The following is a 25,381-nucleotide window of genomic DNA, read 5'->3' on the forward strand; positions in this document are numbered from 1 at the left end:
AACGGATTGCTCAGTTGGACATTGCCTGGCTCAGAGATTTCGAGGCTTTGGTCGCGCAGAAGAACTTCTCGCGGGCGGCGGAAGATCGCAATGTGAGCCAACCGGCCTTTTCGCGGCGCATTCGTGCGCTGGAAGAGGAGGTCGGCGTCAAGCTGATCAACCGCCAAACCTTGCCCCTGTCCCTGACGCCGGCAGGCGAGGTGTTTTTGCCCCAAGCCCGGATCATGCTTCGCACATATCAAGAGACACTTGAGCGCTGCCAGATCATTGATGCCGCTGGCGAGAACGTGATCCGCTTTGCCACCTCGCAATCGCTCTATATGACCCACTACAAGACGCATATTGCGCCGCTGGTGGAAAAGGGTGGTCTGGACATTGATCTTAACTCGACAAGCTGGGCGGCGGATCAATTCGTCTCTGCACTTCAACAACGCTACTGCGATGTGATCCTGACTTATTGGCATCCGTCGATGGATTTCCTGGCACCGCTTGAGATGGGCAAATGTGAATATCTGACCCTATCGCGCGATGACTTCCTGCCAGTGTCGCGCGTGGGCGCAGACGGCCCGATGCATCAGCTGCGCAAGGGCGGCAACAAACCGGTTTCGCTCTTGTCTTATGGCACAGCCTCTGCCTTGCGGTCCGTGGTCGACAACACCCTGCGCCAGAACATTGACGGACCCAAAATACTGGTGGTCAACCGCAATGCGCTTGCGATCTCTGTCAAGGCGATGATCATGGAGGGGTTTGGCCTTGGCTGGTTGCCCCGCGAACTGTGCAAAGAAGAGTTGGAGGGCGGGCAGATACAAATCGTTGGCTCTGACGCCTATATCGAGAAGCTTGAAGTGCGGCTTTATCGCGATAAGGACAACCGCAAGCCAACGCTCAACACTTTGTGGGATGACATGAAGCTGCTGGTTGAGGCACAGGCAGGCGGTTAGGGGCCGCCCCGACCTTGTCAGCCGGGGCAGCATCGTTCTTTGGCTCAGGTGTCGCGCACCACATAGACCGAACATTTGGCGTGCCGGACAATGCGCGAGGCGTTGGGCCCGATGAGATAATCTGACAGGTCTGGCTTATGCGCCCCGACAACGATCAGCGCCGGTTTGGTGGTATTGGCCAGTTTCAGGATCTCTTCATAGGCGCGGCCCGTGGCCACGATATGGCGCACGTTGGCGTTCCGGGCATCATCCAGTGCCTTGGTCACCACCTCGTCCAGCAAAACCTTGGCATCGGCCACCATCTTTTCGTGATGATCCTTGTCAAAGAACCCTGCAACCGACGTCATCCCATAGTCGGGGATGACGGCAACCACATCCAGCTGCGCCCCATCCAGGGCGGCAAGGCGTGCCGCCATCTGAATGGTCTTGAGGTCTTCGTCGCCGTGACTGACATCAACGGCACATAATACGGAATTGCTCATGCTGGCTCTCCTGTCTTGGACATCCGGGCGCGTTGGAGGAAGGCCACAAACGCGAGCAGGATGAGGGCGGGGATAAAGATTACCTCTTTGGGCATTTGATCTGCCGGCGCTTTGACCGATGCGATCTGCACCGGGTTGTCGCCATAGAAATCAAAGCTGCTGAGGCTGTCCGAGAAGGGCGAGCCAAAGGCAGGCTCATCCAGATTGACCGCGTCACCGTCTTCGACCAGCAGCATCCCGAATTCGGCAAGCCGGTCATCTGCGGAGCCGTCGCCAGTGATCGGCATGACCAAAGTGGTTTCCTTGGTCTCGCCGGTGTCAAAGTCGGGGCCGGATACGATCAGGCGCATTTCATCGCCTGCCTTGGCCTCGCCCAGTGCCGTGGTAAAGGCCGCCGGTTCAACCACCGCAAACGGAGGCTGCAATCGGTTCATCACAAAGTCCGGCCTGAACAGCACAAAGGCGATCAGCACCAAAGCGACGCTTTCATAGATGCGGCTCTTGGTCAGGAACCAGCCCATCGTGCCCGCAGTGAACACTAGGATCGCGATGGAGGCGGTGACAAAGACCAGTATCCCTTGCATCCAGGTTACATCAATCAACAACAGGTCGGTGTTGAAGATGAACACGAACGGCAGGGCCACGGTGCGCAGCGAATAGAAGAACGCCACAAACCCGGTTTTGATCGCATCCCCGCCAGACACCGCCGCGGCGGCAAAACTGGCAAGGCCCACGGGCGGGGTCACATCCGCCATGATGCCAAAGTAGAAGACAAACAGGTGCACCGCGATCAGCGGCACAATCAGGCCCGATTGCGCGCCCAGTTCAACCACAACGCCCGCCATCAGCGAGGACACAACGATGTAGTTGGCGGTGGTTGGCAGACCCATGCCAAGGACGAGGGACAACAGTCCCACCATCACCAGCATCAAGATCAGATTGCCGCCCGACAGGAACTCGACCAGATCCGCCATGACCTGACCCACACCGGTCAGCGTCACTGTGCCCACGATCACACCCGCCGTGGCCGTGGCCAGACCGATGCCGATCATATTGCGTGCGCCGTCAATCAGACCCTGCACCAGATCGACAACACCATCTTTGAAGGCATTGGCCATCTCGCTTTCCCCACGGAAGATCGTCTTCAGCGGGCGTTGGGTCAGCAGGATCACAAACAAGAGCATGGTGGCCCAGAAGGCCGACAGACCCGGAGATTTCTGTTCGATCATCAGGAAATACACCAGAACGATGATCGGCAGGAGGTAATAGAGACCCGATTTGTAGATCTCGCCGACAACAGGCAGTTCAACCTCTTCGGCGTTGGGATCATCAGGTTCCAGATCCGGCACGCTGGCCGCCAGTTTGAGCAAAACAGCGTAGGCCAAAAAGATCAGGATCGACAGGATCAGGCCGGAATTGTCCGGCACTGCCGCCACAACCCAAGCGACGGGATATTGCACGCCGTAACAAAGGCCCGCAAATCCGGCAAAGAACAGCGCCATGCCGCCGATGGTACGGCCCATGGACACAACGCGGTTGCCCAGCGTCGGCATGTTGTTCTTTACCGCTTCGAGATGCACGATATAGACCAGCGCGATGTAGGAAATCGTCGCCGGCAAGAAGGCATGGGTGATCACTTCGACATAGGAAATGCCGACATATTCCACCATCAGGAACGCCGCGGCGCCCATAACGGGTGGCATGATCTGACCGTTCACTGAAGACGCAACCTCAACCGCGCCCGCCTTTTCAGACGAGAAGCCCACACGTTTCATCAGGGGAATGGTGAATGTGCCGGTGGTCACAACATTGGCGATGGATGAGCCAGAGATCAGGCCGGTCGCGGCAGAGCCGACAACCGCCGCTTTGGCAGGGCCGCCTTTGAGGTGCCCAAGGGCGCCAAAGGCCATCTTGATAAAGTAGTTCCCGGCACCCGCTTTATCGAGCAGGGCCCCAAAGAGAACAAAGAGGAATACGAACTTGGTCGATACCCCAAGGGCGATACCAAAGACACCTTCGGAGGTGATCCACATATGGCTCATCGCTTTTTTCAGCGAGGCGCCTTTCCAGCGGATGACATCGGGCACTATCTCGGATGAACCAAAGAACACATAGCCCAGAAAGATCACTGCAATAATTGCCATGGCGGGCCCGAGGGCGCGGCGCGCACCTTCAAACAGCAGCAGCAGACCGGCCAGCGCGAACCATTTGTCCACGTCGTCAGCCAAACCGCCTGCATCGACGATCTTTTGGTAAAAGACAAAACCGTAAAGCGCGATGAACGCGCCGGCCAGCGCCATGATCCAATCGGCAATGGGGATGTAATGGCGGGGGCTGGATTTAAATGCGGGGTAGGCCATGAAGGCCAAAAAGACCGCAAAAGCCAAATGCACCTGCCGCGAGTTGTTGATCACATCGCCGGGCAGGACGTAATTGGCCAGCGGCGAGGCCAGCAAGACCTGAAACAAAGACCAAACCACAGCGACGATGGCCAGCATTGTGCCGACACCCCCCGCAGGATCGCGTGCGCCTGCGTCGGAGGAGGCAACAAGATCCTGCAGCTCCTCTTCGCTTAGCGCTCTGTTTTGTGAATTGTCGGCCATGAAGAATGTCCCCCTGAGTGCAGATATTGCTGCATTTTTTGTTCTATCTGGTCGTGAAGAAAGGGGCGCGAACGCCCCTTTCTGTGAGGCTTTCGATTACTCGATGATGCCTGCTTCTTTGTAGTATTTCGCAGCACCGGGGTGCAGCGGCGCGGACAGACCCGCGGTTGCCATTTCCTTGGGGTCAAGGTTGGCAAAGGCAGGGTGCAGCTTTTTGAAATCTTCGATGTTTTCCATCACGGATTTCACAACCGCATAGACCGCTTCTTCTGACACATCTGTGGAGGTCACGAATGTCGCGCCCACACCAAATGTCATCGTGTCGCCGTCATTGCCGCGATACATGCCGCCGGGAATTGTTGCGGAGCGGTAGAACGGGTTATCCGCGATCAGGCCATTCACTGCGTCGCCGTCAACTGTCACCAGAACGGAATCGCAAGCGGTGGTCGCTTCCTGAATGGAGCCGGATGGGTGGCCAACGGTGTAGACCATCGCATCGATCTGGTTGTCACACAGCGCCGCAGACTGCTCTGCCGCTTTCAGCTCTGTTGCCAGTGCGAAATCGCCCGTGGTCCAGCCTTTGGCCTCCAGCAGAACTTCCATTGTGCCGCGCTGACCGGAACCGGGGTTGCCGATGTTCACACGCTTGCCTTTGAGATCGTCAAAGTTTTTCACGCCAGCATCGGCGCGGGCCACAACGGTAAAGGGCTCAGGGTGGACAGAGAACACAGCCCGCAGACCTTCGAATTTGCCAGCTTCTTCGAATTTGGATGTGCCGTTATAGGCGTGGTACTGCCAGTCGGATTGGGCCACACCAAACTCAAGCTCACCCTCGCGGATGGTGTTGATGTTGTAGACCGATCCGCCCGTGGATTCCACGGAGCAGCGGATGCCATGCTCTTTACGGCCCTTGTTCACCAGACGGCAGATTGCGCCACCCGTTGGGTAATACACGCCGGTCACGCCACCGGTGCCGATTGTGATGAACTCTTCGGCCATCGCGGCCGGTGCCATCAGCGCACCCAGCGCCAGACCTGCGGCAGAAAATTTCCAGTTGATAGACATCTATACTCTCCTTGTTTGATGTTTGCTTTTGGTGATGTCAGCCGTCCCAAACCTCGCTGAGACGACGATTCTTGTTTTCCACTTCGGCGATGCGGTGCCGTGCGGAAGCGTCTGAAATTGCGGCCAGCTTTCCGATCAGGATTTCGCTCAGAACCAAGGTGGTTGTGTAGGATGAAAAGAAATGTGGGCTTTGGGTCGGGACGATGAAACTGTCCGATGCATAGGCCAGCGCCGGGCAGGTATGCGTGTCGGTGATCACCACGACATAGGCACCCGCATCAAAGGCCTCCTTGGCGGCATTGATGGATTTGCTGGCAAAAGGCGGTTTGGTGATCACGATCAACACGTCTTTGGAAGACAATCCCACCAAACCGCTGGCAAGGGATGCGCCCATTCGGCTGGCCATGGACCAATTGTCAAAAAGGAAACTGGCCATATAGGTGAGATATTCTGCAACGCCCGTTGACCCAAGGGCGCCTGTCACCAGCACCCGCCGTGCCTGATAAAGGTGATCCACACAAGCATCGAGCCGGTCTTTATCGATGGTGCCGCTTAGCGCCTGCAAGTTCGATGCGCAGGCTTGGGTGTGCTGTGCGATAAAATCGGGATCCCCTTCGTCATGGCTTTGCTGCAAGGCCTCGACGCCGCGCGAAAACGATCCGGGGCGGTGTTGGATTTCCAGACGCAACAGATCGCGCAGGTCTTCATAGCTGGTAAAGCCCAAGGCACTGGACATGCGCGAAAAGGTGGCCGGGGCCAGCTTGGCGTCTTTGGAAATGGTGCGTAGGCTTCGGGTGGCGACATCGACAGGGTTTGACACAACAAAATCGGCCGCCTCTTTCAGCTTGGCGCTGAGCGTGGCGTATTTTCCTGACAGTTGTTGTTCAAACGACAGATCTGACAAATCACCCCCCCGATGACTGCATCACAGGAGTGTTTCATCTGTTTCACACCTAGTCAATCACAGAATCGTATGTTTCAATATGGCAGCTGCACCAATGGGGGTTTTCCCGTGTCACATGTCTTTCCACGTCATACTAAATCCAACCTTCCCACCGTCGCACGCGGCGAGGGGGTCTATCTTTACGATCAATCGGGCAAGCAATATTTTGACGGGTCAGGCGGCGCAGCTGTGTCTTGCCTTGGCCATGGTGATCCGGATGTGATTGCGGCGATCAAGGCGCAACTTGACAGCATCGCCTATGCGCACACCAGCTTTTTCACTTCCGATCCGGCCGAGCAATTGGCGGACAAACTGATATCTCATGCCCCCGAAGGCATTGACCGGGTCTATCTGGTGTCAGGCGGGTCCGAGGCGATGGAGGCAGCACTCAAGCTGGCACGGCAGTATTTTGTTGAGATTGGCCAGCCACAGCGCCGCCATGTGATTGCACGGCGGCAAAGCTATCATGGCAACACGTTGGGCGCCTTGGCCACGGGCGGCAATGAATGGCGGCGCGCGCCTTTTGCGCCGTTGATGGTTGAAACCACGCATATATCGCCGTGTTTTGAATACCGTGGCAAGCGGGTCGAAGAAACCACGCTGGCCTATGGCCACCGCGTTGCCGATGAGTTGGAGGCCGAGATCAAGCGTCTGGGGGAGGACAGCGTCTTTGCCTTTGTTGCAGAACCAGTGGTCGGGGCGACCGCCGGCGCGGTGCCAGCGGTTGAGGGCTATTTCAAACGCATCCGCGAAATTTGCGACCGCTATGGCGTTTTGTTGATCTTGGACGAGGTGATGTGCGGGATGGGTCGCACCGGCAAACTGTTTGCCTGCGAAGAGGACGGCGTTGCCCCGGACATCATCGCCATCGCCAAAGGGCTGGGTGCGGGTTATCAGGCCATCGGCGCGATGCTGTGCAGCGCCAGAATTTATGCCGCGATCGAGGATGGCAGCGGCTTTTTCCAGCATGGGCATACCTATGTCGGGCACCCGACCGCCTGTGCGGCTTCGCTTGCGGTGCTGACCAAATTGACCGATGGCGGGCTGGTGAACCGTTCTGCAGAGATGGGGAGCAAATTGCAGTCGGCCCTGGAACAGGCCTTTGGCCAGCATCCCAACATCGGTGACATTAGGGGCAGGGGGCTATTCCGCGGGATCGAGATCGTTGAGGACCGCGAGACCAAAGCGCCTTTTGCACCGGAGCGGGGCATCAACAAGCTGCTCAAGAAAGAGACATTTGCGGCGGGCTTGATCTGTTATCCGATGGGCGGAACGATTGACGGCGTACGCGGAGATCACATCCTGCTGGCCCCGCCGTTTATCCTTGAGGATGGGCATATCGACGAGATCGTGACCAAGCTGAGCACCGCCATTGGTGCGGTGTTGTGACGCCACTTCCTAGGCTTATGGTCGCGCCCACCGGCGCCCGCAAAACCAAGGCAGACCATCCCGAATTGCCTATCACCTTGCCCGAGATCCTGCGCACGGCGGAGGCGTGTTTCAGGGCTGGTGCAGATGGGTTGCACTTGCACATCCGGAATGCGCAGGGTGCCCATGTTCTGGACGCAGGGCAATACCGCGAGGCGCTTGAGGCGTTGCGACATGCCCTTCCTGACATGGCCGTGCAGATCACGACCGAGGCTGTTGGCCGCTACTCTCCGTCAGAGCAGCGTCAGATCATCCGGCAAGTGCGCCCGGATCTGGTGTCGGTGTCATTGGCCGAGATGACAGCGGATGATGATCAAAGCGCGGTCTTGGCGTTTTATGACTGGGCAGCAGTCAACGAGATTGCGGTGCAGCACATTCTTTATGGTGCAGAAGATCTGCAGACGTTCTCGGCAATGGCGGCACAGGGTCAATTGGGCGACGGGGTGTTGCAAGTAATTTTTGTGTTGGGTCGGTATAGTGACGGGCAGCAATCACTGCCTGCTGATCTTGATCCGTTTCTGTCCTGGATGGCGGGACTTGAGGTGCCGCTGGACTGGGCGATCTGCGCCTTTGGCACCCAAGAAACCGCCTGCCTCGCCGCTGCCGCCGGAGCGGGCGGCAAACTGCGGGTTGGGTTTGAGAACTCTTTGCACAATGCCGATGGAACAATTGCCGCCGACAACGCTGAGAGAGTCGCGGAGATCGCGCAAGTCATATCCGCCGGGCAAAGCCGTCCTGTCGCTCTCGCCTAGGGTCGGTTTCTCCGTTCCCGCCCAAGTTGATCGGACCTTTGACAAAGCCTCCCACTGCGCGGGGGCTTGCCCAAACAGGGAGAATTGCCCGTTTGTCGCAGCAAAGGGCCAAGAGTCTTCTTGATTCGACGGGTTAATCGTTTATCAGAAATTCAAACGATAGAAGCAGGCGCATGTCCCTAAATAAAAATTCTACCGGGCAATCGCCCGAAATTCGTGCTTCACGCGACTGGGTGAAAGTTCTTTCCGGATACCGCGAACCTGCGACCACACGCAGTGCATTCGAACTGGGGGTGACATTGGTACCCTTTGTCCTGCTTTGGGCGTTGGCCTGGGCGGCAATGTCGGTCAGCTATTGGCTGACCTTCGGTTTGTCTTTGCTGAATGCGGGTTTTCTGCTGCGCTTGTTTGCGATTCAACACGATTGCGGCCATGGCGCGTTTTTCAAGAGCCGCACTTTCAGTGATTGGGTTGGCCGTGTCCTTGGGGTACTGACCGTCACGCCCTACGATGTTTGGCGGCATACGCATTCCGTCCACCACAGTTCATCGGGCAACCTATGCCGGCGCGGGATGGGCGACATTCACACAATGACCGTCGAAGAATACCAAAAGCTGTCTTGGATTCTGCGGCTACACTACCGGCTGTATCGCAATCCTTTGGTTCTGTTTGGGTTGGGGCCAGGATATATCTTCTTGTTGCAAAACCGTATTCCGCTTGGCCTGATGGGCCGTGCGAAATACTGGACCAGCGCGATGGCAACCAATGCGGCAATCCTCGCCGTGCTGGGCCTTGTGATTTATTTTGGCGGGCTGGCGCCGATTTTGCTTATTTTTCTGCCGTCCACATTGCTTGCGGCAACTGCGGGTGTCTGGCTGTTTTATGTTCAGCACCAGTTCGAAGAAACCCACTGGGACAAAAGCACCGATTGGGATCTGCATGACGCGGCGCTGCACGGCAGCTCTCACTATGTTTTGCCGCCTGTGTTGCAGTGGGTCTCCGCCAACATCGGCATCCACCATGTCCATCATTTGTATAGCCGCATTCCATTTTATCGTCTGCCAGATGTCCTGCGCGACTTTCCGGACCTCGACATTGGCAACCGCATGACGATCCGTGAAAGCCTCGCCAATGCCCGGCTGCACCTGTGGGACGAGGACAGCCGTCAGTTGCTGTCCTTTGCACAGGCCCGCGCGTTGCGCAGCTGAGGCGCCACGCCCCCAGGCCATCATCTTTTCTACCGATAGTTGGCTTCCATTTTGGGGGCTGCTAGCACAAGTTTATTTGAGCGTTGACAGACACAGGAGATGTCTGGGACTCTCCTTCAGCGCCATTTGTGTGCGAGCTGTTCGTTGATCGGTTACAAATTTTGTCAACCGGAGTGCATCAAGCCAATGTGCCATTGGTGCCGGCAATTTTGCAGGCAAGGACAGTAATGTGGACAGTGTGTTTCGCGATGCCGCTGTGGGGCGGTTGTGTTTGAGCATGAATATTCTTTTGAGAACCCTCGCTGCGGAGGTCCGGATATAAAGTTGCCGAAACCGCCCGACGATGACGGAGGGATCACGAAACCGGGGTGATCCACAAAGGCACGCAGTCGCGACATGTGCCGAGCAAATGAAAAACCAGGGCAGGCGCAGCACGCAGTAACAGAGAGTTCAACATTAGGTCAGCGGAGGAAGGTAATGAAAACGAAGAAGAAGAACGGATTTAAGATCATTCAAAGCGGGATGGCCACGCAGATCGTTCTGTTGTGCCACGGTGGGTGGAACGATGGTGACGGATTCACCAGTATTCCTGCTGGGGTTCGGCTTTGCTTTTATACCGGCCACGGGCATTTCACCATCGGTATGTCTGTATATGATGCGGTCTGTAAAGAACCTGCACGTGCGCGGGGCGGGCTGGTCAAGAAACTGGACATCGCCGAAGATGATCTGAGGGACATGGCCAAGGCATACAACACTTCGTTTGAAACACTCAGGGACCGACAGCTTGCCCAGACAACAGGCGTTTACGACAGCTTTGAAGGCCCCAATCCGATCTTCGACTATGTCCTGTCACGTGAGCCCAACGGCACGCGCTATGAAAATGAAAAAAAGACCACGGCGGCCCATGCGAGAGGGGCGCAAAATGTGGATATCGATCTGATGGTGATGACCACGACCAAACCGCGCGCCCTGTCGGATGTTTTTTCGATCATCAAGGACATGGGATATCAGACCTTGCATTTTGGGGCCTGCCGCGTGCCATATGGCGGGACACCTTCGGATGTAACAGGGTGACAAGGACGGGGGCAGCAACATCCGTGGTGAGTGCTGATAGCCTTTTTTGATGTCTACTTGAGCGGATTTGACAGATAAACAACCTATGACTTTCGCCAATCCGCCAGCCCGCACCCCCGCATTCTGCAAATCCTGCCGTCAACAACTGACGTCGGTCGCGGCTGTCGAGGCAGGCTATTGCGACCGTCCGGAATGTGCGACCAGAATGAAAATTGACCAGTCCGGGCAGTTGGCAAAATCACAGGAAGAACAATACCAGAAATGGCTGGAGATCACCCATGCCCGCACTGCGCCTGTCATCATGGCTGCTGCGCAGGAAATTGGTGAGGATGATCTGGACGAAGTGGCGCATGGGCTGGCGCCCTATGTCGATATTCCCGTGGTGCCGCTTCCGGCAGAGCGGCGATCGGCGTTTGAGGCACATCTTCGGGCGGCCGTGCGCGAGAGTTTTGAGGCAACCGATGCCAGCGAGGAGCCGCCGGAGCGGCCAGAGGATGATCCTGAATATGCCCGCCGCCTTGCGCAGGAAGCGCCGGATCCGATGGCGCTCAATGCGGCCTGCATTGCCTGTCAGGGCGATTGCTGTTTGCAAGGCGGCACCCGCCACGCTTTTATCAAGAAAAATGTGATCGACTATTTCCGCTGGTCCAATCCGGAGGCCACGGCGGATGAGATTGTCCAGAACTATCTGGACCATATCCCGGAGAACAGCACATCAGGCAGTTGCGTGTATCACGGGGTGCAGGGCTGTACATTGCCGCGCAATTATCGGGCCAATATCTGCAACAGCTTTCAATGTCGCTTCCGGCTCACCCTGTTCCAGGATTATGTGATGAAACCCGGTTCGGCGGCTGTTGTTGCGGGTATTTCGCATGATCATACCGAAGATCCCGCCGCCGGAGCGCCCTATTTGCGTGTGGTTTCCGTCAGCGAAGAGGGGGATGTGACCATCCACTCGCATCTGACCTTGCCCGCCTTGCCCGGGGCCAACAGCTAACGCGCCTAGGCAATCGCAAACGGATCATCCAGAACGCCGACCACAGGCATCAAGAACGCCCCGTTGACCGGATCAAGCGCGGCGATGTGATAGGCGTCAATGGCCGCAACGGCGGCGTCTTGACTGGATTGGCTGCCATCAAAAAGGGCCATCGCATCTGTGGCATTACTCACGTCTGACATGCCCTTGGTGACCGCAAAATAGGTGCCGATGTCAGTCTTGGTGGCAAGGTATTCCCGGTCTAGCAATTGCTGCGCGACAAAGTCTTCGCCTTGGGTGGGGTCCAGTTCCGATTTCGCACCGCGCAACACTTCGAGAATGAAGGCATCGCGGCTGACGGCGCCGGTTTCAAGCAGGCCAACCCAGAAATCAAATCCGGCCTGATCAGGGGTGCGGCCCAGCACATTGTTGTAAACGGCTTCGGCAAAGACATCAAAAGCGGTGCCAGGGGGATAGGTCGCCTTGGTCTCGTCCTGGTCCACAAAGAGGGTCGCCATCTGGCTCAGGGTTGTCCCCTTGGCAAAGGCGGTGCCCCAGAAGTTCAGGCCAACTGCGTCCGGTGCGCGGTTGAAGTATGCGATGTAAAGCTCGATAAAACTTTGGAAATCTTCGATGGACAATCCAGTCGGGCCACCGAAAAAGGTCAAATCGAAGGCGCCGCCAAAGAGGTTGGTGGAGAAATCCAAGAGCTCGACATCGACCAGAGTATCGCTGCCATCGCCATCTGTCCGGCGATCCGCGATCAAGGTCTCTGTGGGGCTGAGTGTCAGAGTGTATGCGGTTTGACCGCCGGAAAAACGCGCCATATCGCTGCCGGTTCCGCCATCGATGATGTCATCACCGCTGCCGCCGATCAATGTGTCGTTTGCGCCCTGACCCAGCAATATGTCATTGTCTGCGCCGCCGTTGATATATTCGGCGGCATCTCCCCCGCGCACATAATCATCGCCAGTTCCGGCATTGATCTGATTGCCATCGCCCTGCAGTGCATCTGGGTTGATGCGCACCGCAGCACCAGAGAGGCTGTCGACCACGATGACGTTTTCATCATCGAAATCAAATCCGGGCCAGGCGGCCAACAGGTCTTGGATAAGCACAGGTTTTTGCGAGAAATCAAAGCGCAGCAATCGCGATCCGGTTTGCGAGAAAACCTCGGCGGCGTGGACTGTACCGCTCAGATCAGCCACGGCAGACGGGCTGTTCTTTTCAAATCCGCCGTCCAGATCAATCAGCAGGTTTTGCCCCGTGACCCCTTCGAGGAACAGAGCAGAATTGCCATCCGCGCTGATCAGGTTGGTGTTGCCATTGACCAAGGCAAAGCTGGCCGGGCTTTCTGTCAGGATATTTGGCCTTTCGTAATACATCGTCTGGCCGCCGGGGATGTCGGTGTAATCATCCGTCAGGACAAGCGCGGCCGGCGCTGGATCTGCGGTGTTGGGCGAGGGGGCTGGCGCTTGAACCACAGAGGCTTGTGTGCCGGCCAATGTGGGCAGGGCAAAGGGATCCGCGGCGCCATAGTTAACCTGATAACCAAGATCTTCCATTGCGCCGATTGTGATGGCGCTAAGGGCGTTGTCGATCACGCCGGGCGGGCGCGGGCCGCTGCTTTCATTTCGGAACCCGATTGTTGGCGTCATCAGTTCTTTGTCCAAGATGGCTTCGCGCCAGTATTCATTGGCCAGTCCGCCATCTGCACCGTCTTCAAGCAGGGCGCTGCCGTTCGGTGTGCCCGAAACATCGGCAAATTCACGCAGCGCATTGGAACCGACATAGGCCGTTTGCCCATTGGTGTTTTGCACCAGCCCAAATTCTTCCCAAAGGCTACCAAAGCCAAGCGCGCGCCCGATGGCATTGGCCGCCAGATCATCAATGCTCAGTTTCACGGTTTCGGCCGCTTCGGCATTGACGACGATCCGGGATCGGGTCGGCAACAGCGCCCCCGTCGCAAGATCTGTACCGCGCTGTTCGACGACACCGGAGATCGCAAGAATCTCCTGCTCAACCCCTTCGAACACCAATTCGATATCGACAATCTGCACTTCGATCAGGATGTCATCCACAAAGCCGTAGCCCTCGACCGAGGCAAAGGGCAGATCACCAGTGATAACGGATTCCCACCGTGCGGCAGCGGCTTCAAATCCTTGGCGGAATTCTTCCGGGCCTTGATAATCGAGCGTGATGTCAAAGCTGTCGTTATCAACAACGCCCCCTAAATCATTGAGGTTCAGTTGGTATTGCCCTGTGGTTTCAAGAAAGCCGCCCGCTGAAAAATAATAGGTACCAGAGTTTTCGACTGAGAATTGCAGGGCGCTGTTGGCACCGTTGCCGCCGTCGTCATTCTCTGTGTTGGTGATCAAGACGCCGTTGCTGTCATAGACACCGTAGAAATAGGGATCGCTCAGGGCTGCAGGTCCGTCTTGCGATAGCAGATCAATCTGGTAGAGGCGGCCGGCGGTCAAATCGACCTCAAACCAATCCCTGTCATCGGGGAAATCAATAGATCCTGTCGCGCTTCCACCGGGGACAATTCGGCCAGTGGTTGACACATCCGCAGCAAAGTCATCCAGCAGGCCCAGATCGTCGATAGAGACGGTGTAGCTGCCGATCTCATCGTCAAAACCGGAGACTTCGATATAGTATTGGCCCTGTTCAGGTGGCGTGAAATTGGCAAGACTGTCCCTTCCAACACCGCTGTCGTCATCGGTGCTTTGGGAAAACGGGCCGCTGCCGTCCAGTGCAAAAACGCCCGTCAGGACTGGATCGGCCAATGTGCCACCGTTGGAATCCACACCTTGTAGATTGATCTGATAGCTGGTGCCGCCATCCAAAGTCACCAAAAAGCGGTCGGTGTCTCCGGGGCTGTCGATGATACCGTTGCCGGGCGTGCCAAGGGTCAGTGCGCCGAATTCGCCAGCGACACCCGGGAGAAAATCGTCCAGATAGCGCACGAAGTCTGCGGTCAATGTATAGTCGCCAATACCCAGATCGCCTGATGCGGCCACCTCGATCTGGTAAATCCCGTCCTGATCCACCGTCAGGCTATCGACCAAGGCATTGTCGCCCACGCCGCCATTGTCATCGGATGTTCCGGCAATCAATGCGCCGCTGCTGCTAAACAGGCCGATCAATTCGGGGTTGGACAACGATCCGCCGCCGGTCGCGGCCCCCTCTAGCGAGATGGCATATTCCACCCCGGCCAGAAGCGTCACATCAAACCGATCGCGGTCGCCTGCGGTCTCGATTGTGCCGAGGGCCGGTGTATCGACCATCAGCGCGCCAAACACATCGGCAAAGCTGCCGGGGAGGTAGTCGTCAACTGCGCCCAGCGTATTGACCGCCACCGTGTAATCGCCGGTGCCTATGTCCAGATGGCTGCCCACTTCGATTTCGTATGTGCCGTCGCTGCCGACAGTAAATGGGGCGCTGGCCGCGTCTTGGCCGGTTCCGCTATTGTCGTCTGCCGTGCCAGATACAAGGTTGTTTTCCAGATCAAACAGGCCAAACAGTTCCGGGTCTGGCAGGCTGCCGCCGCCGCCGGAATCGCCTGAAACCGTGATCTCATAGACCAAACCCGCCTCCAAGCTGACCTGGAACCTGTCGCGGTCGGTGTCAAATTCGATGGCACCCGTAGCGCTATTGTCTGCAGCAACGTTGCCCAGTTGACTTGCGGTGCCGCCGGGTAGGAAATCGTCAATGAAGCCGTCTTCGATCAGGCTCAGGGAATAGCTGCCCGTTGCGCCTTGCAGGATCGATCCAACCTCGATCTCGTAGACCCCGTCTGCGCTGACATTAAGACCTGTCACCAGCGCATCTGTTCCGGTGCCTGAATTGTCGTCGTTTGAGCCGCTCACAAGTTGGTTCAGCGGGTCATAAACACCCAAGAGCGCAGGATCGCTTAATGTGCCACCGGCGCTGTCACTGCCTTGAAGGGAAATGGTGTAGAGTTTGCCAGCCTCAAGCGTGGCCAAAAACCTGTCTGTGTCCCCGGCGCTTTCGATACTGCCAACTTCTGTCTGACCGGCGGCAATGTTGCCAAATTGGGTGGCAAATGGGCCGGGCAAATAATCGTCTTCGGTGCCCAAGTTGATCAGTTCAACACGGTACCCGCCACCCTGCGGGCCGTGGCTGCCAATTTCGACTTGGTAGGTGTCTGTGGCTTCGACCGAAAAGATCGGCACGATTCCGTCTGGGATGGGGTTGTCGTCACCATCTGCGGTTCCAGAGACCATTTCACCTTCGATGTCAAAGACACCGATCAAGGACGGGTCACTGATGCCCGATGTGCCGATAACCGTGAGCGCGTAAAAATCGCCTGCATTCAGTTCAACAGAAAAACGATCGCGGTCGCCTTCAAAATCGATGTGGCCCTCGGCGGTTCCGTCAACCAGCAAAGTGCCAAACTGCGAGGCGGGAATATCCACGGCGGTGCCTGGCAGGAAGTCGTCCTTCGTCCCGATGCTGAGCGCGTAATCGCCCGCAAACCCGTCTCCCGACGATCCGACCTCGATCTCATAAAGCCCGTCCGCGGTGACACGGAAGCTGTCGACGCGCGCATCAAAGCGTTGACCGCTGTCGTCATCCGTGGTGCCTGCCACCAAGGTGCCAAGTGGGTCAAACACACCGTAGAGTTCGGGGTTCAAAAGCGGATCGTTGGAAATGCCATTGGCTGTCAGGTTCAGCTCGTAGGTATGGCCCGCGGTCAGCTCAACAGTGAACCTGTCGCGGTCTGCTTCGGTCTCCAGCCGCCCTGTCGCAGCTTGCCCCACGGATATTGCGCCATTTGACGTAGCGAACAGTCCCGGCAGATAATCATCCACTGCGCCAAGGGCCGTCGCCGTCAGAGCATAATCCCCCGTGGCCAGATCGCCAGAAGCGGCGACCTCGACCTCGTAGATGCCATCCTCTGGGACTGTGAAGCCCGAGACAAGCGCATCGTTTCCGGTGCCGCTGTTGTCGTCCGCTGTGCCATCGACCAACAGGCCGAGCGCATCAAAAAGTCCAATAATTGCAGGATCCAAGAGAGGGTCATTGCTCAGATCCGCCGAAGCCAGCGAGAGGGAATAGACCTGCTCCGCCTCCAGAGAAATCAGGAACCTGTCGCGATCGCCTAGCGTCTCAATACTGCCCGTTGCCGGGGCCGTCAGTGTCAGATTGCCATATTCGCTTGCGTCATCGCCGGGCAGATAGTCGTCCGCCAGTTCCGCCATCGTAATGAACTGGTTGCCGAGGGTCGTCGCGCCACGCGAGTCGATCACAGTGAAAGGAATAACCAGCCTTGACCCAGGGGCCGCCGCCGCGCTGTTGACGGTGATATCGCCATTTGCGGCCATTGATCCGGTCAGAGCGCCGCCAAAGGTAAACGGCAAAACAGAGAAATCCTCGCCGCTGCCATCGAGATATTCGATCAGGACATTTCCGATCACTTCGGGATCGGTAAACTGATAGTCAAAAATTTCCGATGTCGCCCCTTCGGGCGCAGAGTTGATGGTAAATTCCAACGACAGGTCGACCTCGGTCCACTGCAGTTGGCCAAAAACCTGCCCGCCATTGACGTTTTCATAGGTCGCGCCGCCGTTGTTGCCCGCCGGACCAACCCAATTCAAAGAGATCGTTGTGTCAATGGTCAGTGTTTCGTCATCCTCGACCAGATCATCGTCCACCGCCTGCACCGAGATATCCAGCGTGTTGTCCAATTCGTAATCAAAAATGAAATCATCCGGTGACAGGGCGGTGCCTGCAAAAAGAACGCTTGTCACGTCCCAATTGATCACCGTGTCAGAGCTAAAGCCGACATCCTCAAGGGTCAGATTGGCGGTAAAGGTGTCCCCTTCGTTTACGGTCTCGTCCAGCAGTGGATCGCCCAGAGGCGGGCCAAGTTCATCGTATTGCAGAACATAGCTGCCGGTGTCTGAGCCTTCGCTGGGCGAGGCGCTGACCGCGAAATAATGGGTGCCGGTATAGGTGGCCTCATAGGTGGAAAAACTGTTCAGCCCTTCGCCGCTGTCGTCGTCTTCGCCACCAAGCAAGGCGCCGAGATTGTCATAGACCCCAAGGAACAGCGGATCTTCGAGGGTGCCGACGCCGGTTTCTTCGCCCTTGAGATGGATGTCGTAAAGGCTGCCTTGGACGAGTGAGACCGCAAACCAATCCACGTCGTCAAAGGTTTCGATGGTGCCTGTGACATGGGTATTTGCAAAGCCGCCTGGTGCAAAAGTGCCGGTGGTGGTGATATCATCGGCAAAGTCGTCCACGGGCCCGATCAACGCCGCGCTCAGCTGATAATAGCCCGTCCCGTTTTGTGCGCCATCGTCGCCAACGGCGATGTAAAAGGTGCCGGTTTCATCGGCGGTAAAGGTAATCTGGCCGCTGTTGTAAATGGAGCTTTCACCACTCACGCCAAAGGCTTGAAAGCCGGACGGATCATAGACGCGTAAGGCTGGCAGGTCGAAGTCGGACCGGTAGCTGTCTTCGCCGAGAAAGGAGAAGGTGTAGGCGAACCCGTCTTCCAGACTGACGGCAAACCAGTCTTCGTCGTCTTCGGTTTCATTGGTTCCGGTCACACTGCCGCCGATGGTCAGGGATCCGGTGGTCAGGGTGGTGTTGGCATAGTCATCGAGTGCGGAGCCGATGGTCAGCAGGCTTAGAGTGTAAGAGCCGGTCGTCGATGAGAAAGCACCTGCCGAGATGAAATAATCGCCGGTGGTCGGGGCGGTAAAGATGATCTGGCTGTCCAGATTGCCGTCTTCAATATCATCATTGCCCGTGCCGGGGATCAGGTTGTCAGGGTGGTTATAGTAGTTGTTCCAGGCATAGCTGTAGAGCCCGTAAATATAGGGGTCCACAAAACCAGAGCTGTTGAGATCAAACTGATAGACCGTGCCAGCGGTCAGTTCGACAAGGAAAAAGTCGCGATCAAATGCGGTTTCGATTTCTCCGCCGACGACGGCGTTGATCGGCAGATCACCATCGCTTGACGGGTTGTTGCCATAGTCATCAATGACCGCAATCTCGTCGACCTCAACGGTATAGGTGCCAGTATGACCGACATAGGACGCAATCGCGATATGGTGCGCGCCCGAAGCGGTCGCGAGATAGCGCAGGGCGCTGTTGCCACCAGATGCACCACCATTAAAGGCATAGGGGACAGCTGACCCAAGCGGGTCGATTATTGCTTCGATAACGGGAAAATCCAATGTGCCATCGGCGGTGTCCAGTCCCAAGGCGTAGATGTCATAGGTCTCGCCCGCGGTCAGCGTGACCTCGATCCAATCGACGTCTCCGTCAGCTTCGATTTCGCCCGTGGTGCTGCCGTTGACCGCAACAAACCCTAGCGTTGCGTTGCTGTCGGTGTAGTCGTCAAGATAACCCAGATCGGTGAGGTCTAACTGGTAACGTCCCATATCCGAGCCGGAGGTCGAGGCGTCAACATAGTGAACGCCCGAATAGGTGGCGGTGTATTCGAAAAAACTGGAAACAGGAGACACGCTGGATCCGCTGATATCCAGACTGTTTGAAATGGCATCTCCGTTGGCGTCGCGCAGCAAACCCATGCTGACGGCAGGGGCCGTGGCCCATGTGCCAGCACCATCGCCAAACAATTCGAACCGGTAAGTTACGCCCTCAACGAGGTCCGCGCGGAACCAGTCGGAATCGCCCTGGGTCTCAAACGCTCCAAACGCCGAGCCGCCCGCAAATACACTGCCCGTGGTGAATGTGCTCGCGGCATAATCGTCAAAGGTTCCAAGGTCACTGACCGATAGGGTATAACTGCCGGTGCCCAGATTATAGGCCGAAGCCGCGATGAAATGTGGGCCGTCGTAGGTGGCGGTGTAGATTATACTGGCGCTACGGGTGGCTGGGTCACTGTCGTCGTCAGCCTGGCCGGGAATGGCGATGCCGGTGCTATCATACATGCCGCGCAAGAAGGGATCGAACAGGGTGTTGAGATCATCACTGTAAATGCCATCAATGCGGATCTCATAGGTTTGTCCCGCCAGCAGCGAGACAGAAAACCAATCCTGATCGCCGATGGTTTCGATCACTCCAGTTGCGGCGTCACCAATCGCGACAGAGGCAGCGGTCAGGATGGAAGCGTCAAAATCATCGGGCATGGCAAACCAATCTTCGATCTGGTGGTGTCATTTGCAATTCGCAACGAGATTTTTCTGATCAAATTGCACCGGTGAGCGCGTAGAAATTTCGCGCAATACCGGCATGTCAGCACGATCTAATTGCTTGAAGAGGCGGAATAAGTCATGACCAGCCCCCCCGGACTATTTTGGGAGCAGAAGCCGAATTGGGCTGCAAGTCAAGCGTTCAGGCATCGGCACCCCGGCCGTCGGGGTGGCTGCATCCGTTCAAAAAAAGGTGTATGGTGCGCCAAGGTGATCACCCTATGATGGCGCGATCAACGGGAATTTCGAAAGTTGGCCTGCTATGAAAACTCTGCTGCGTGCGTTTCTCTTTGCTTTGGCGTTGTGCGCCGGGACCGTCCATTTGGCCCATGCCAGCCCTGAACGGGTGGCACTGGTTCTGGGCATGGCGCAGTATCAGTCGATTGAGCCTCTGACCAACACCAGCAACGATGCAGAGGCTCTCGCAAAGACGCTGACCGATATCGGGTTTGATGTGACGTTGGGTTTGGACAAGACCGCAGCTGAGCTGCGTGAGATGATGCGGGAGTTTGCCTTCCGCTCTGAAACGGCGGATCTGGCTTTGGTCTATTTTGCCGGGCACGGGATTGAGGTGCAGGGCGAGAATTTCCTGATCCCCATCGATGCGCGGCCACGCAGCAACGATGATGTACAGCAACAATCCATTTCCCTCAAAGAGATGCTGGCCGTGGTGGAACGGGCGCGAAAGATGCGGATCGTGATCCTCGACAGTTGCCGAAACAATCCCTTGGGCGGGGGGATTAGCCTTGCCCAGACTGACACGTCGAACCAGCAACCGGTGGACGAGGCCACTCGCGGCGTTGGCGGGCTTGCCGCAGCGAACCCGGATCGCGGCACATTGGTCGCCTTTGCGGCCAAGGACGGGCAGGTCGCTCTTGATGGCAACCGCGGTAACAGCCCCTATGCCCGTGCGTTGATTGACAAGATGGCCGAGCCGGGCCTGGAGATCAGCCTGATGTTCCGGCAGGTCCGGGATGCGGTGCTGCGCGAAACCGGCAATTTGCAAGAGCCGCACACCTACGGCAGCCTGTCCGGCACCCCGTTTTATCTGTCCGGCAACAGCGAAGGCCAACCCGATATTTCAGGCGCGGAGCCTGCAACCGCGTGGTCCAAGCTGCGCCCCGATCAGGAATCGCAGCTTTTGGCGCTGGCCGATCTGGGGGACACCCGGTCCATGCTGGGATTGGCCTATATCCGGTTGAACCCGGAAGATCCGCGTTTTGATCCCGCCGCAGCGGTCGAGTTTCTGGAACAGGCCGCCGCGCGAGGATCTCCAGAGGCGCAGATGGAACTGGCCAAGCTTTTTGAACAGGGCCTTGGCGTGGAAATTGACGAGAAACGCGCGCTGGAGCTTTATCGCGCTGCGGCGGACCAGGACTTTGCCGATGCAATCAATGATCTCGGGTTCTTGTATTATCAGGGCGGTTTGGGTCTGCGGGCTGATCCGGCAAAGGCGCTTGAGCTGTTCGAGCGGGCCGCAGATCTGCGCCAGCCCGAGGCGCAGTTCAATTTTGCAGCATTGATTGATGATGGGCTGATCGCCAAGAAGGGCCCGCCAGAGGCGGCTGGATATCTCTATGCGGCATTGCGGTCGGGCAGTGAGGATGTGCTGAACCTTTTGTTGCAGCGGCCCACCATGTTCAAAGAGGAAACCCGCCGTGAATTGCAAAAGCTCCTGAAGAACAACGCCTTTTACGCCGGCAGCATTGATGGCGATTTTGGCCCCGGCACCAATCGCAGCATCCGCGCGGCATACGGCCTGGAAGACGGATAAGGCCGACCCTTTTCGAGGGCCGGCCTTTGCAGGTCTTGTGTTTCTGTTTTGGCGCGGCTTACGCGGACCGCAACAGAACCTTGTTTGATCCGACTGCCGCCGCGATCTTTTGATAGTGGATCGCCCGTTTGGCATCCGAACTTGCCGCCCGCAAAAGCTTGGTTTCGGCCTCTTCCATCACATTTGCCGCCGCCTGCCGCAGCGGGACAATGGTTTCTGGCTTTACCGGTGTGATGGGCGGTGTGGTCAAGGTCTGACCATTGTTCTTTGTTGTGCTGACGCGCACTTTTGGCTTGGCCTTGTCTGCGTTGGCGCGGGTCAGTGCGGTGAGATCCCGCGCTGTGTCCTCAAGGATTTGTTTTACCTCGGCATAATCGCCATTGGCCGGGATGTCCGCTGCCAGCTCGCGGTACATCGCGGCATAACAACCGATCTGGTATTCATCGGGCGCGGCTTCGCAAATGTCGCCAATCTGCTGGATCTGCGTGACAAAGGCCGCAGTTTGGGCATCTGTCGCTTCAATCTCGGGTTCGTGTCCGGCGGGGCCTTCGCCTTCTTCCTCTTCCATTTCATACTCAGGCTCCGGCTCAATCGGCTCCCCGCCGACCTGTGCGTAGCGCGGGTAAATCAATTCAATCGCAGTTGCCTGGGCGTCTTGAAAATCGGGCGATTGGGCATGTTTTGGGGTATTGGCAAAAACCGGCGTCGCAACCAGACCAAGGGGTGCGACCAGGCCAACAGCAAGGCGGGTATATTTATTTGAAATCATTGATACAGCGCTTTCCACTGAGAATTTGAACATATCGAACGAACTGAAATCACACATTTCTGTGCGCGATGCGAGATGTTCAAACGATTGGAGTTATCCGGAAGATGGTAAGCCTGTCGGAAAAACAAAGCAAGGTTGCCGCCCGCAATTGGTTGCCAAAGGCCACCATGGTGCCCTTGATTTCGCGCTTTGCGGCGGATGTGATAAGATGCGCACGAACAGACAACGGACACATTATGGCAAAGTCGCAGGGGCTGCATAATCTGGAATCGAAAGGGCTGGATAAACTGGCCAAGGATCTGTCTGGGCGACTTGATCAGGCCATGGCGCATGGCTGGATCGACGGTGTTCTTGATGCTTATGCCGCCATTCCCGGCGCTCAATTCGGGACCCAGATCGAGGCGATTTCGCATGTGATTGATTTCGTTCGTGGCATGGTCTTCCAGAGTGCCCAAAAATCCTATTCAAAGGATGCCGATACGCTGGTGGCGGTGATTGAACAGAACCGCGATCACCGTTTGGCGGTTTATATCGAACTGGTCGATCAACCCAGTTTTTCTGCGACCTTGGCCAGATATACGGTTTGGAAAGGCACGCTTTTTGAGGTCAATTTGAAGGGCAGGGCGATTGTATGCTGGCACCCGGACAAAGATTTCAAACCGCAAGGGGCGGTGAACGTCATGCATACCAAGTACAGTCAGCTTGGCCGCCGCCAACGGCGGCGCGAAACCGCAGCCGAGAACTGATTTCGCGGCGGTGGCGTGGAATTATTCGGCCGAGGTGGACACAAAGAAATAGACCCATTCCCCTTTGAAATCCGGATGGGTCGATTTGGCCTCGGCCACCTTGTCCTTCAGCCAATCCAGATAGGGCGCGGCCGGCTCGCTTAAGGGGCGTACCCCGTCATAAAGCGGTGCTGACGCGGCAAAGGCCACTGCGATTTCCTGCCCGTAGGGCGGGCCAACCTTCATGAACAATCCGGTCTCTCCCGGCTGCAAGGCGCGGTCCGAGCCGACCTTTATGGCGGATTGTTTCGGTGCCCGCTTCATCGGTGTATGGGCGTTGGGCAACAGGTGAATGACGTTCCCCGCCGCATCGAAGTAATCCACATAGACGTAGGCGTCGTAATCGGCCCCTTGCAGTGTTAGAACCATCGGCTGTTCCGCGACATATCGGAACTCCCTGGCGTGGGTGTCATCGCCAACCAACAGCGGATTGGTGATTTGATCGGTCGATTGCGGCAGGCCGACCCCGGCAATGCCAGCCAATGCACCGCATTGCGGGCTGGGCAGGATCAACAGGTTGTCCAACACTGGTATGTCAGCGCCCATTTTTTCCTGCATTGCCTGCAGAACCGATCCTCGCAGGGCATCTTCCGGCACATGGCCGGATACAACCAGTGCATTGTCCAGAGGCTCAAACCGAACCTGAACGCGCGAACAGGGGACGCCGCTGATCACCGAGGCGAGATCGTCTTTGACGTCATCTGAAGATCCTCTCAAATCGCCGGGCCGCATAAAACTTTGAAAGGCGGTCAGCGAAACGGGATCGACGGGTCCGTCCCCCGGGGCGGCGAATGCGAGGGTGGCTTGACCCTCAAGTGCAGGCAGGTCCAACGGGACTGCCGCGTCTGCGGAAAGCGGAACATCGGCGCTGGCCATGGCTTGAGGGGTGTTTGCAATGGCTTGTGTTGTGGACAAATTGGCGGCGAGGGCAGGGGGGGCTGCAAGCGGTGCCGGCGGCAGTGTGAGGGCCGCCGAGACGACCAGTTTTGCTGTATCGCTTGCCGGTTGCAGCAGGGTGATTGTCTGGGTTTGTACAGAGGCGGCGGCGATCGGCTGTGCCTCGGTTGCCGAAACAGAAACAGCTTGAGCGATGTTTTGAACAGTCACGGCACTGGCCAGCGTGGGGGCAGGAAGGTTCAAGGCCTGCGCCGGGGTCGCGCTTTGCGCCACTGTGTTGGTGAGGGGCGTCGATCGGGCCGCAATCCGGGGTGCGGTCTGGGACACAGGCGGGGCTTGCGGTATTTTCTCGGATCTCGCCTTAACCGCTTGCGAGCGTTGCAGGGCCGGGCCATGGGCGGCAAGTCTGCTGCTTTCCGCCGTGTTCTGCCGGGCCGCGGTCATTTCTGGCGTGGCTTCTTTGGCCGCGCTGCGCGCCACCTGATAGGTTGTCATATTCAGCTTGGTTTGCGGCTTGGGCTGATCCTCCACGGGCCCGGGTTTGATCGCCCAGATCAAAAGCGCCGCGGCGACGGCATGGGAGGCAACAGAGGCAACCGTGCCCGCACCCCAAAGACCCGCGCCGCGCATCATTGGGTTGGATCGTGGGGTTCGGGGGTGACAACCAATGCCACCTCCTGTGCGCCCAATCCTTCTATCCGTCTGAGCAAAGGCAGGACATGGCGCAGTTCGACGGCACTGTTGGCGTTGATGCGGATCAGGGTTTGCGGGGCGTCGGCCAATGCCCGTGCCAGGCGGCTGTCCATTTGGGAAAGCGTGACCAATGCGCCATCCAGCGCCACGGTGCCGGAGGCAGAGACCGAAACGGTCATCCCGCCCGATGGCATATCCGCGCCGGTCAATGCGGTTGGCGGGATTACATCAAAGGGTGCCGTTGCATCCATGCGGCCGATCAACATGAAGAAAACCAGCAGAAAAAAGACCACATCAATCAGGGCCACGATGGTCTCTGGCGGGGTGCGGGATGGGCGGCGGGACAACCTCATGGGGAGGCATCCAGCCGGACAATTTGCAATTGGGTCACACCGGATAGGGTGGCTATGTCCATCACCGAAACCAGCGCCTGCATACTGGCCGATCCTGACGGCAGGATCAGCACCTGTTGGTCTGCGTTCTGTTGTATCTTGTTCTTAAAAAGCTGTTTCAGATCGGCCAGCGCATAAGCTTGCCCGCGCAGGGTGGGTGTTCCGTCCGCCCCGATCCGCACCATCAAGAGCCCGCCGCCACCCACTTGGGCGGGTGGCGCATCGTCAGAGGCATCATCTGCCCGTTGCAGCGCGGGGATCATGTCGAGATTGATATAGGTCGATGTGACCATAAAGAAGATCAACAAGATCAACATCACGTCGATCATCGGCACCATGGAAATCAGCGCCTTGGGCCGTTTGGGCCGGTGCAGTACTGGGGCAGGATCATGGGTCATGCCTGC

Annotated in this window: 17 protein-coding genes; 8 read left to right on the forward strand and 9 right to left on the reverse strand. The window is 57.3% G+C overall.

From position 1 onward, the window contains the following. Positions 1 to 14: 14 nt before the first annotated feature. Entirely contained in the window at positions 15 to 941 is a 927-nt protein-coding gene (locus K3754_RS05660) for a LysR family transcriptional regulator (RefSeq protein ID WP_203211949.1), read from the forward strand. A gap of 44 nt (positions 942 to 985) precedes the next feature. On the opposite strand, the gene K3754_RS05665 is transcribed toward K3754_RS05660, so the two are convergent. The 4 genes from K3754_RS05665 to K3754_RS05680 all read right to left on the reverse strand — a co-directional run bounded on the left by K3754_RS05665 (position 986) and on the right by K3754_RS05680 (position 5,995). Continuing rightward, complete coding sequence (locus K3754_RS05665; protein WP_203211948.1) at positions 986 to 1,423, reverse strand: universal stress protein; 438 nt, start codon at positions 1,421 to 1,423, stop codon at positions 986 to 988. After that, positions 1,420 to 4,026 carry a TRAP transporter permease gene (locus tag K3754_RS05670; RefSeq protein WP_259941808.1) on the reverse strand — a complete coding sequence of 869 codons (2,607 nt, stop codon included), beginning with the start codon at positions 4,024 to 4,026 and terminating at the stop codon, positions 1,420 to 1,422. The genes K3754_RS05665 and K3754_RS05670 overlap by 4 nt, the downstream gene beginning before the upstream one ends. Before the next feature lie 96 nt (positions 4,027 to 4,122). Then, entirely contained in the window at positions 4,123 to 5,091 is a 969-nt protein-coding gene (locus K3754_RS05675) for a TAXI family TRAP transporter solute-binding subunit (protein ID WP_203211946.1), read from the reverse strand. Positions 5,092 to 5,128: 37 nt separating this feature from the next. Beyond that, entirely contained in the window at positions 5,129 to 5,995 is an 867-nt protein-coding gene (locus tag K3754_RS05680) for a MurR/RpiR family transcriptional regulator (RefSeq protein ID WP_259941811.1), read from the reverse strand. A gap of 108 nt (positions 5,996 to 6,103) precedes the next feature. On the opposite strand from K3754_RS05680, the gene K3754_RS05685 reads away from it, so the two are divergent. The 5 genes from K3754_RS05685 (at position 6,104) to K3754_RS05705 (ending at position 11,493) form a co-directional block, all read left to right on the forward strand. Then, positions 6,104 to 7,423 (forward strand): aspartate aminotransferase family protein, encoded by a 1,320-nt coding sequence (locus K3754_RS05685; protein ID WP_259941813.1) that lies wholly within the window; start codon positions 6,104 to 6,106, stop codon positions 7,421 to 7,423. Between the two features lie 17 nt (positions 7,424 to 7,440). Beyond that, positions 7,441 to 8,214: a 3-keto-5-aminohexanoate cleavage protein gene (locus K3754_RS05690; RefSeq protein WP_259941815.1), complete on the forward strand. Its 774-nt coding sequence runs from the start codon at positions 7,441 to 7,443 to the stop codon at positions 8,212 to 8,214. 173 nt (positions 8,215 to 8,387) lie between these two features. Next, positions 8,388 to 9,422 carry a fatty acid desaturase gene (locus K3754_RS05695; protein WP_259941817.1) on the forward strand — a complete coding sequence of 345 codons (1,035 nt, stop codon included), beginning with the start codon at positions 8,388 to 8,390 and terminating at the stop codon, positions 9,420 to 9,422. 477 nt (positions 9,423 to 9,899) lie between these two features. Beyond that, positions 9,900 to 10,496, forward strand: a complete 597-nt coding sequence (locus K3754_RS05700) for a putative adhesin (RefSeq protein ID WP_203211941.1) — start codon at positions 9,900 to 9,902, stop codon at positions 10,494 to 10,496. Positions 10,497 to 10,581: 85 nt separating this feature from the next. After that, complete coding sequence (locus K3754_RS05705) at positions 10,582 to 11,493, forward strand: hypothetical protein (RefSeq protein WP_259941820.1); 912 nt, start codon at positions 10,582 to 10,584, stop codon at positions 11,491 to 11,493. Positions 11,494 to 11,498: 5 nt separating this feature from the next. On the opposite strand, the gene K3754_RS05710 is transcribed toward K3754_RS05705, so the two are convergent. Continuing rightward, entirely contained in the window at positions 11,499 to 19,604 is an 8,106-nt protein-coding gene (locus K3754_RS05710; RefSeq protein WP_259941822.1) for a DUF4214 domain-containing protein, read from the reverse strand. 325 nt (positions 19,605 to 19,929) lie between these two features. Here K3754_RS05710 and K3754_RS05715 point away from each other — a divergent pair, with 325 nt between their 5' ends. Next, the gene (locus K3754_RS05715) at positions 19,930 to 21,441 is read left to right on the forward strand and encodes a caspase family protein (protein ID WP_259941824.1); all 1,512 of its coding nucleotides are present in this window, start codon (positions 19,930 to 19,932) and stop codon (positions 21,439 to 21,441) included. A gap of 58 nt (positions 21,442 to 21,499) precedes the next feature. On the opposite strand, the gene K3754_RS05720 is transcribed toward K3754_RS05715, so the two are convergent. Next, complete coding sequence (locus K3754_RS05720; RefSeq protein ID WP_259941826.1) at positions 21,500 to 22,210, reverse strand: hypothetical protein; 711 nt, start codon at positions 22,208 to 22,210, stop codon at positions 21,500 to 21,502. Positions 22,211 to 22,446: 236 nt separating this feature from the next. On the opposite strand from K3754_RS05720, the gene K3754_RS05725 reads away from it, so the two are divergent. Beyond that, positions 22,447 to 22,956 carry a hypothetical protein gene (locus tag K3754_RS05725; RefSeq protein ID WP_259941828.1) on the forward strand — a complete coding sequence of 170 codons (510 nt, stop codon included), beginning with the start codon at positions 22,447 to 22,449 and terminating at the stop codon, positions 22,954 to 22,956. Positions 22,957 to 22,977: 21 nt separating this feature from the next. Here K3754_RS05725 and K3754_RS05730 read toward each other — a convergent pair whose 3' ends face one another. From K3754_RS05730 to K3754_RS05740, 3 genes are read right to left on the reverse strand one after another with little or no spacing between them, the layout of a single operon-like run. Then, positions 22,978 to 24,525, reverse strand: a complete 1,548-nt coding sequence (locus tag K3754_RS05730) for a DUF4384 domain-containing protein (RefSeq protein WP_259941830.1) — start codon at positions 24,523 to 24,525, stop codon at positions 22,978 to 22,980. Next, positions 24,522 to 24,938, reverse strand: a complete 417-nt coding sequence (locus K3754_RS05735; RefSeq protein WP_259941831.1) for a biopolymer transporter ExbD — start codon at positions 24,936 to 24,938, stop codon at positions 24,522 to 24,524. The genes K3754_RS05730 and K3754_RS05735 overlap by 4 nt, the downstream gene beginning before the upstream one ends. After that, positions 24,935 to 25,375 carry a biopolymer transporter ExbD gene (locus K3754_RS05740; protein WP_259941833.1) on the reverse strand — a complete coding sequence of 147 codons (441 nt, stop codon included), beginning with the start codon at positions 25,373 to 25,375 and terminating at the stop codon, positions 24,935 to 24,937. Before K3754_RS05740 ends, K3754_RS05735 begins: the two co-directional genes overlap by 4 nt. Positions 25,376 to 25,381 lie beyond the last annotated feature (6 nt).

It is taken from the genome of Sulfitobacter sp. M368 (genome assembly GCF_025141875.1).
GTDB classification, from domain to species: domain Bacteria; phylum Pseudomonadota; class Alphaproteobacteria; order Rhodobacterales; family Rhodobacteraceae; genus Sulfitobacter; species Sulfitobacter mediterraneus_A.

Coding starts and splice junctions, on each gene's coding strand:
- K3754_RS05730 (WP_259941830.1), bottom strand. CDS start 24,525: ATGATGCGCGGCGCGGGTCTTTGGGGTGCGGGCACGGTTGCCTCTGTT.
- K3754_RS05665 (WP_203211948.1), bottom strand. CDS start 1,423: ATGAGCAATTCCGTATTATGTGCCGTTGATGTCAGTCACGGCGACGAA.
- K3754_RS05725 (WP_259941828.1), top strand. CDS start 22,447: ATGGCAAAGTCGCAGGGGCTGCATAATCTGGAATCGAAAGGGCTGGAT.
- K3754_RS05740 (WP_259941833.1), bottom strand. CDS start 25,375: ATGACCCATGATCCTGCCCCAGTACTGCACCGGCCCAAACGGCCCAAG.
- K3754_RS05695 (WP_259941817.1), top strand. CDS start 8,388: ATGTCCCTAAATAAAAATTCTACCGGGCAATCGCCCGAAATTCGTGCT.
- K3754_RS05675 (WP_203211946.1), bottom strand. CDS start 5,091: ATGTCTATCAACTGGAAATTTTCTGCCGCAGGTCTGGCGCTGGGTGCG.
- K3754_RS05715 (WP_259941824.1), top strand. CDS start 19,930: ATGAAAACTCTGCTGCGTGCGTTTCTCTTTGCTTTGGCGTTGTGCGCC.
- K3754_RS05690 (WP_259941815.1), top strand. CDS start 7,441: ATGGTCGCGCCCACCGGCGCCCGCAAAACCAAGGCAGACCATCCCGAA.
- K3754_RS05720 (WP_259941826.1), bottom strand. CDS start 22,210: ATGATTTCAAATAAATATACCCGCCTTGCTGTTGGCCTGGTCGCACCC.
- K3754_RS05710 (WP_259941822.1), bottom strand. CDS start 19,604: ATGCCCGATGATTTTGACGCTTCCATCCTGACCGCTGCCTCTGTCGCG.
- K3754_RS05700 (WP_203211941.1), top strand. CDS start 9,900: ATGAAAACGAAGAAGAAGAACGGATTTAAGATCATTCAAAGCGGGATG.
- K3754_RS05735 (WP_259941831.1), bottom strand. CDS start 24,938: ATGAGGTTGTCCCGCCGCCCATCCCGCACCCCGCCAGAGACCATCGTG.
- K3754_RS05705 (WP_259941820.1), top strand. CDS start 10,582: ATGACTTTCGCCAATCCGCCAGCCCGCACCCCCGCATTCTGCAAATCC.
- K3754_RS05670 (WP_259941808.1), bottom strand. CDS start 4,026: ATGGCCGACAATTCACAAAACAGAGCGCTAAGCGAAGAGGAGCTGCAG.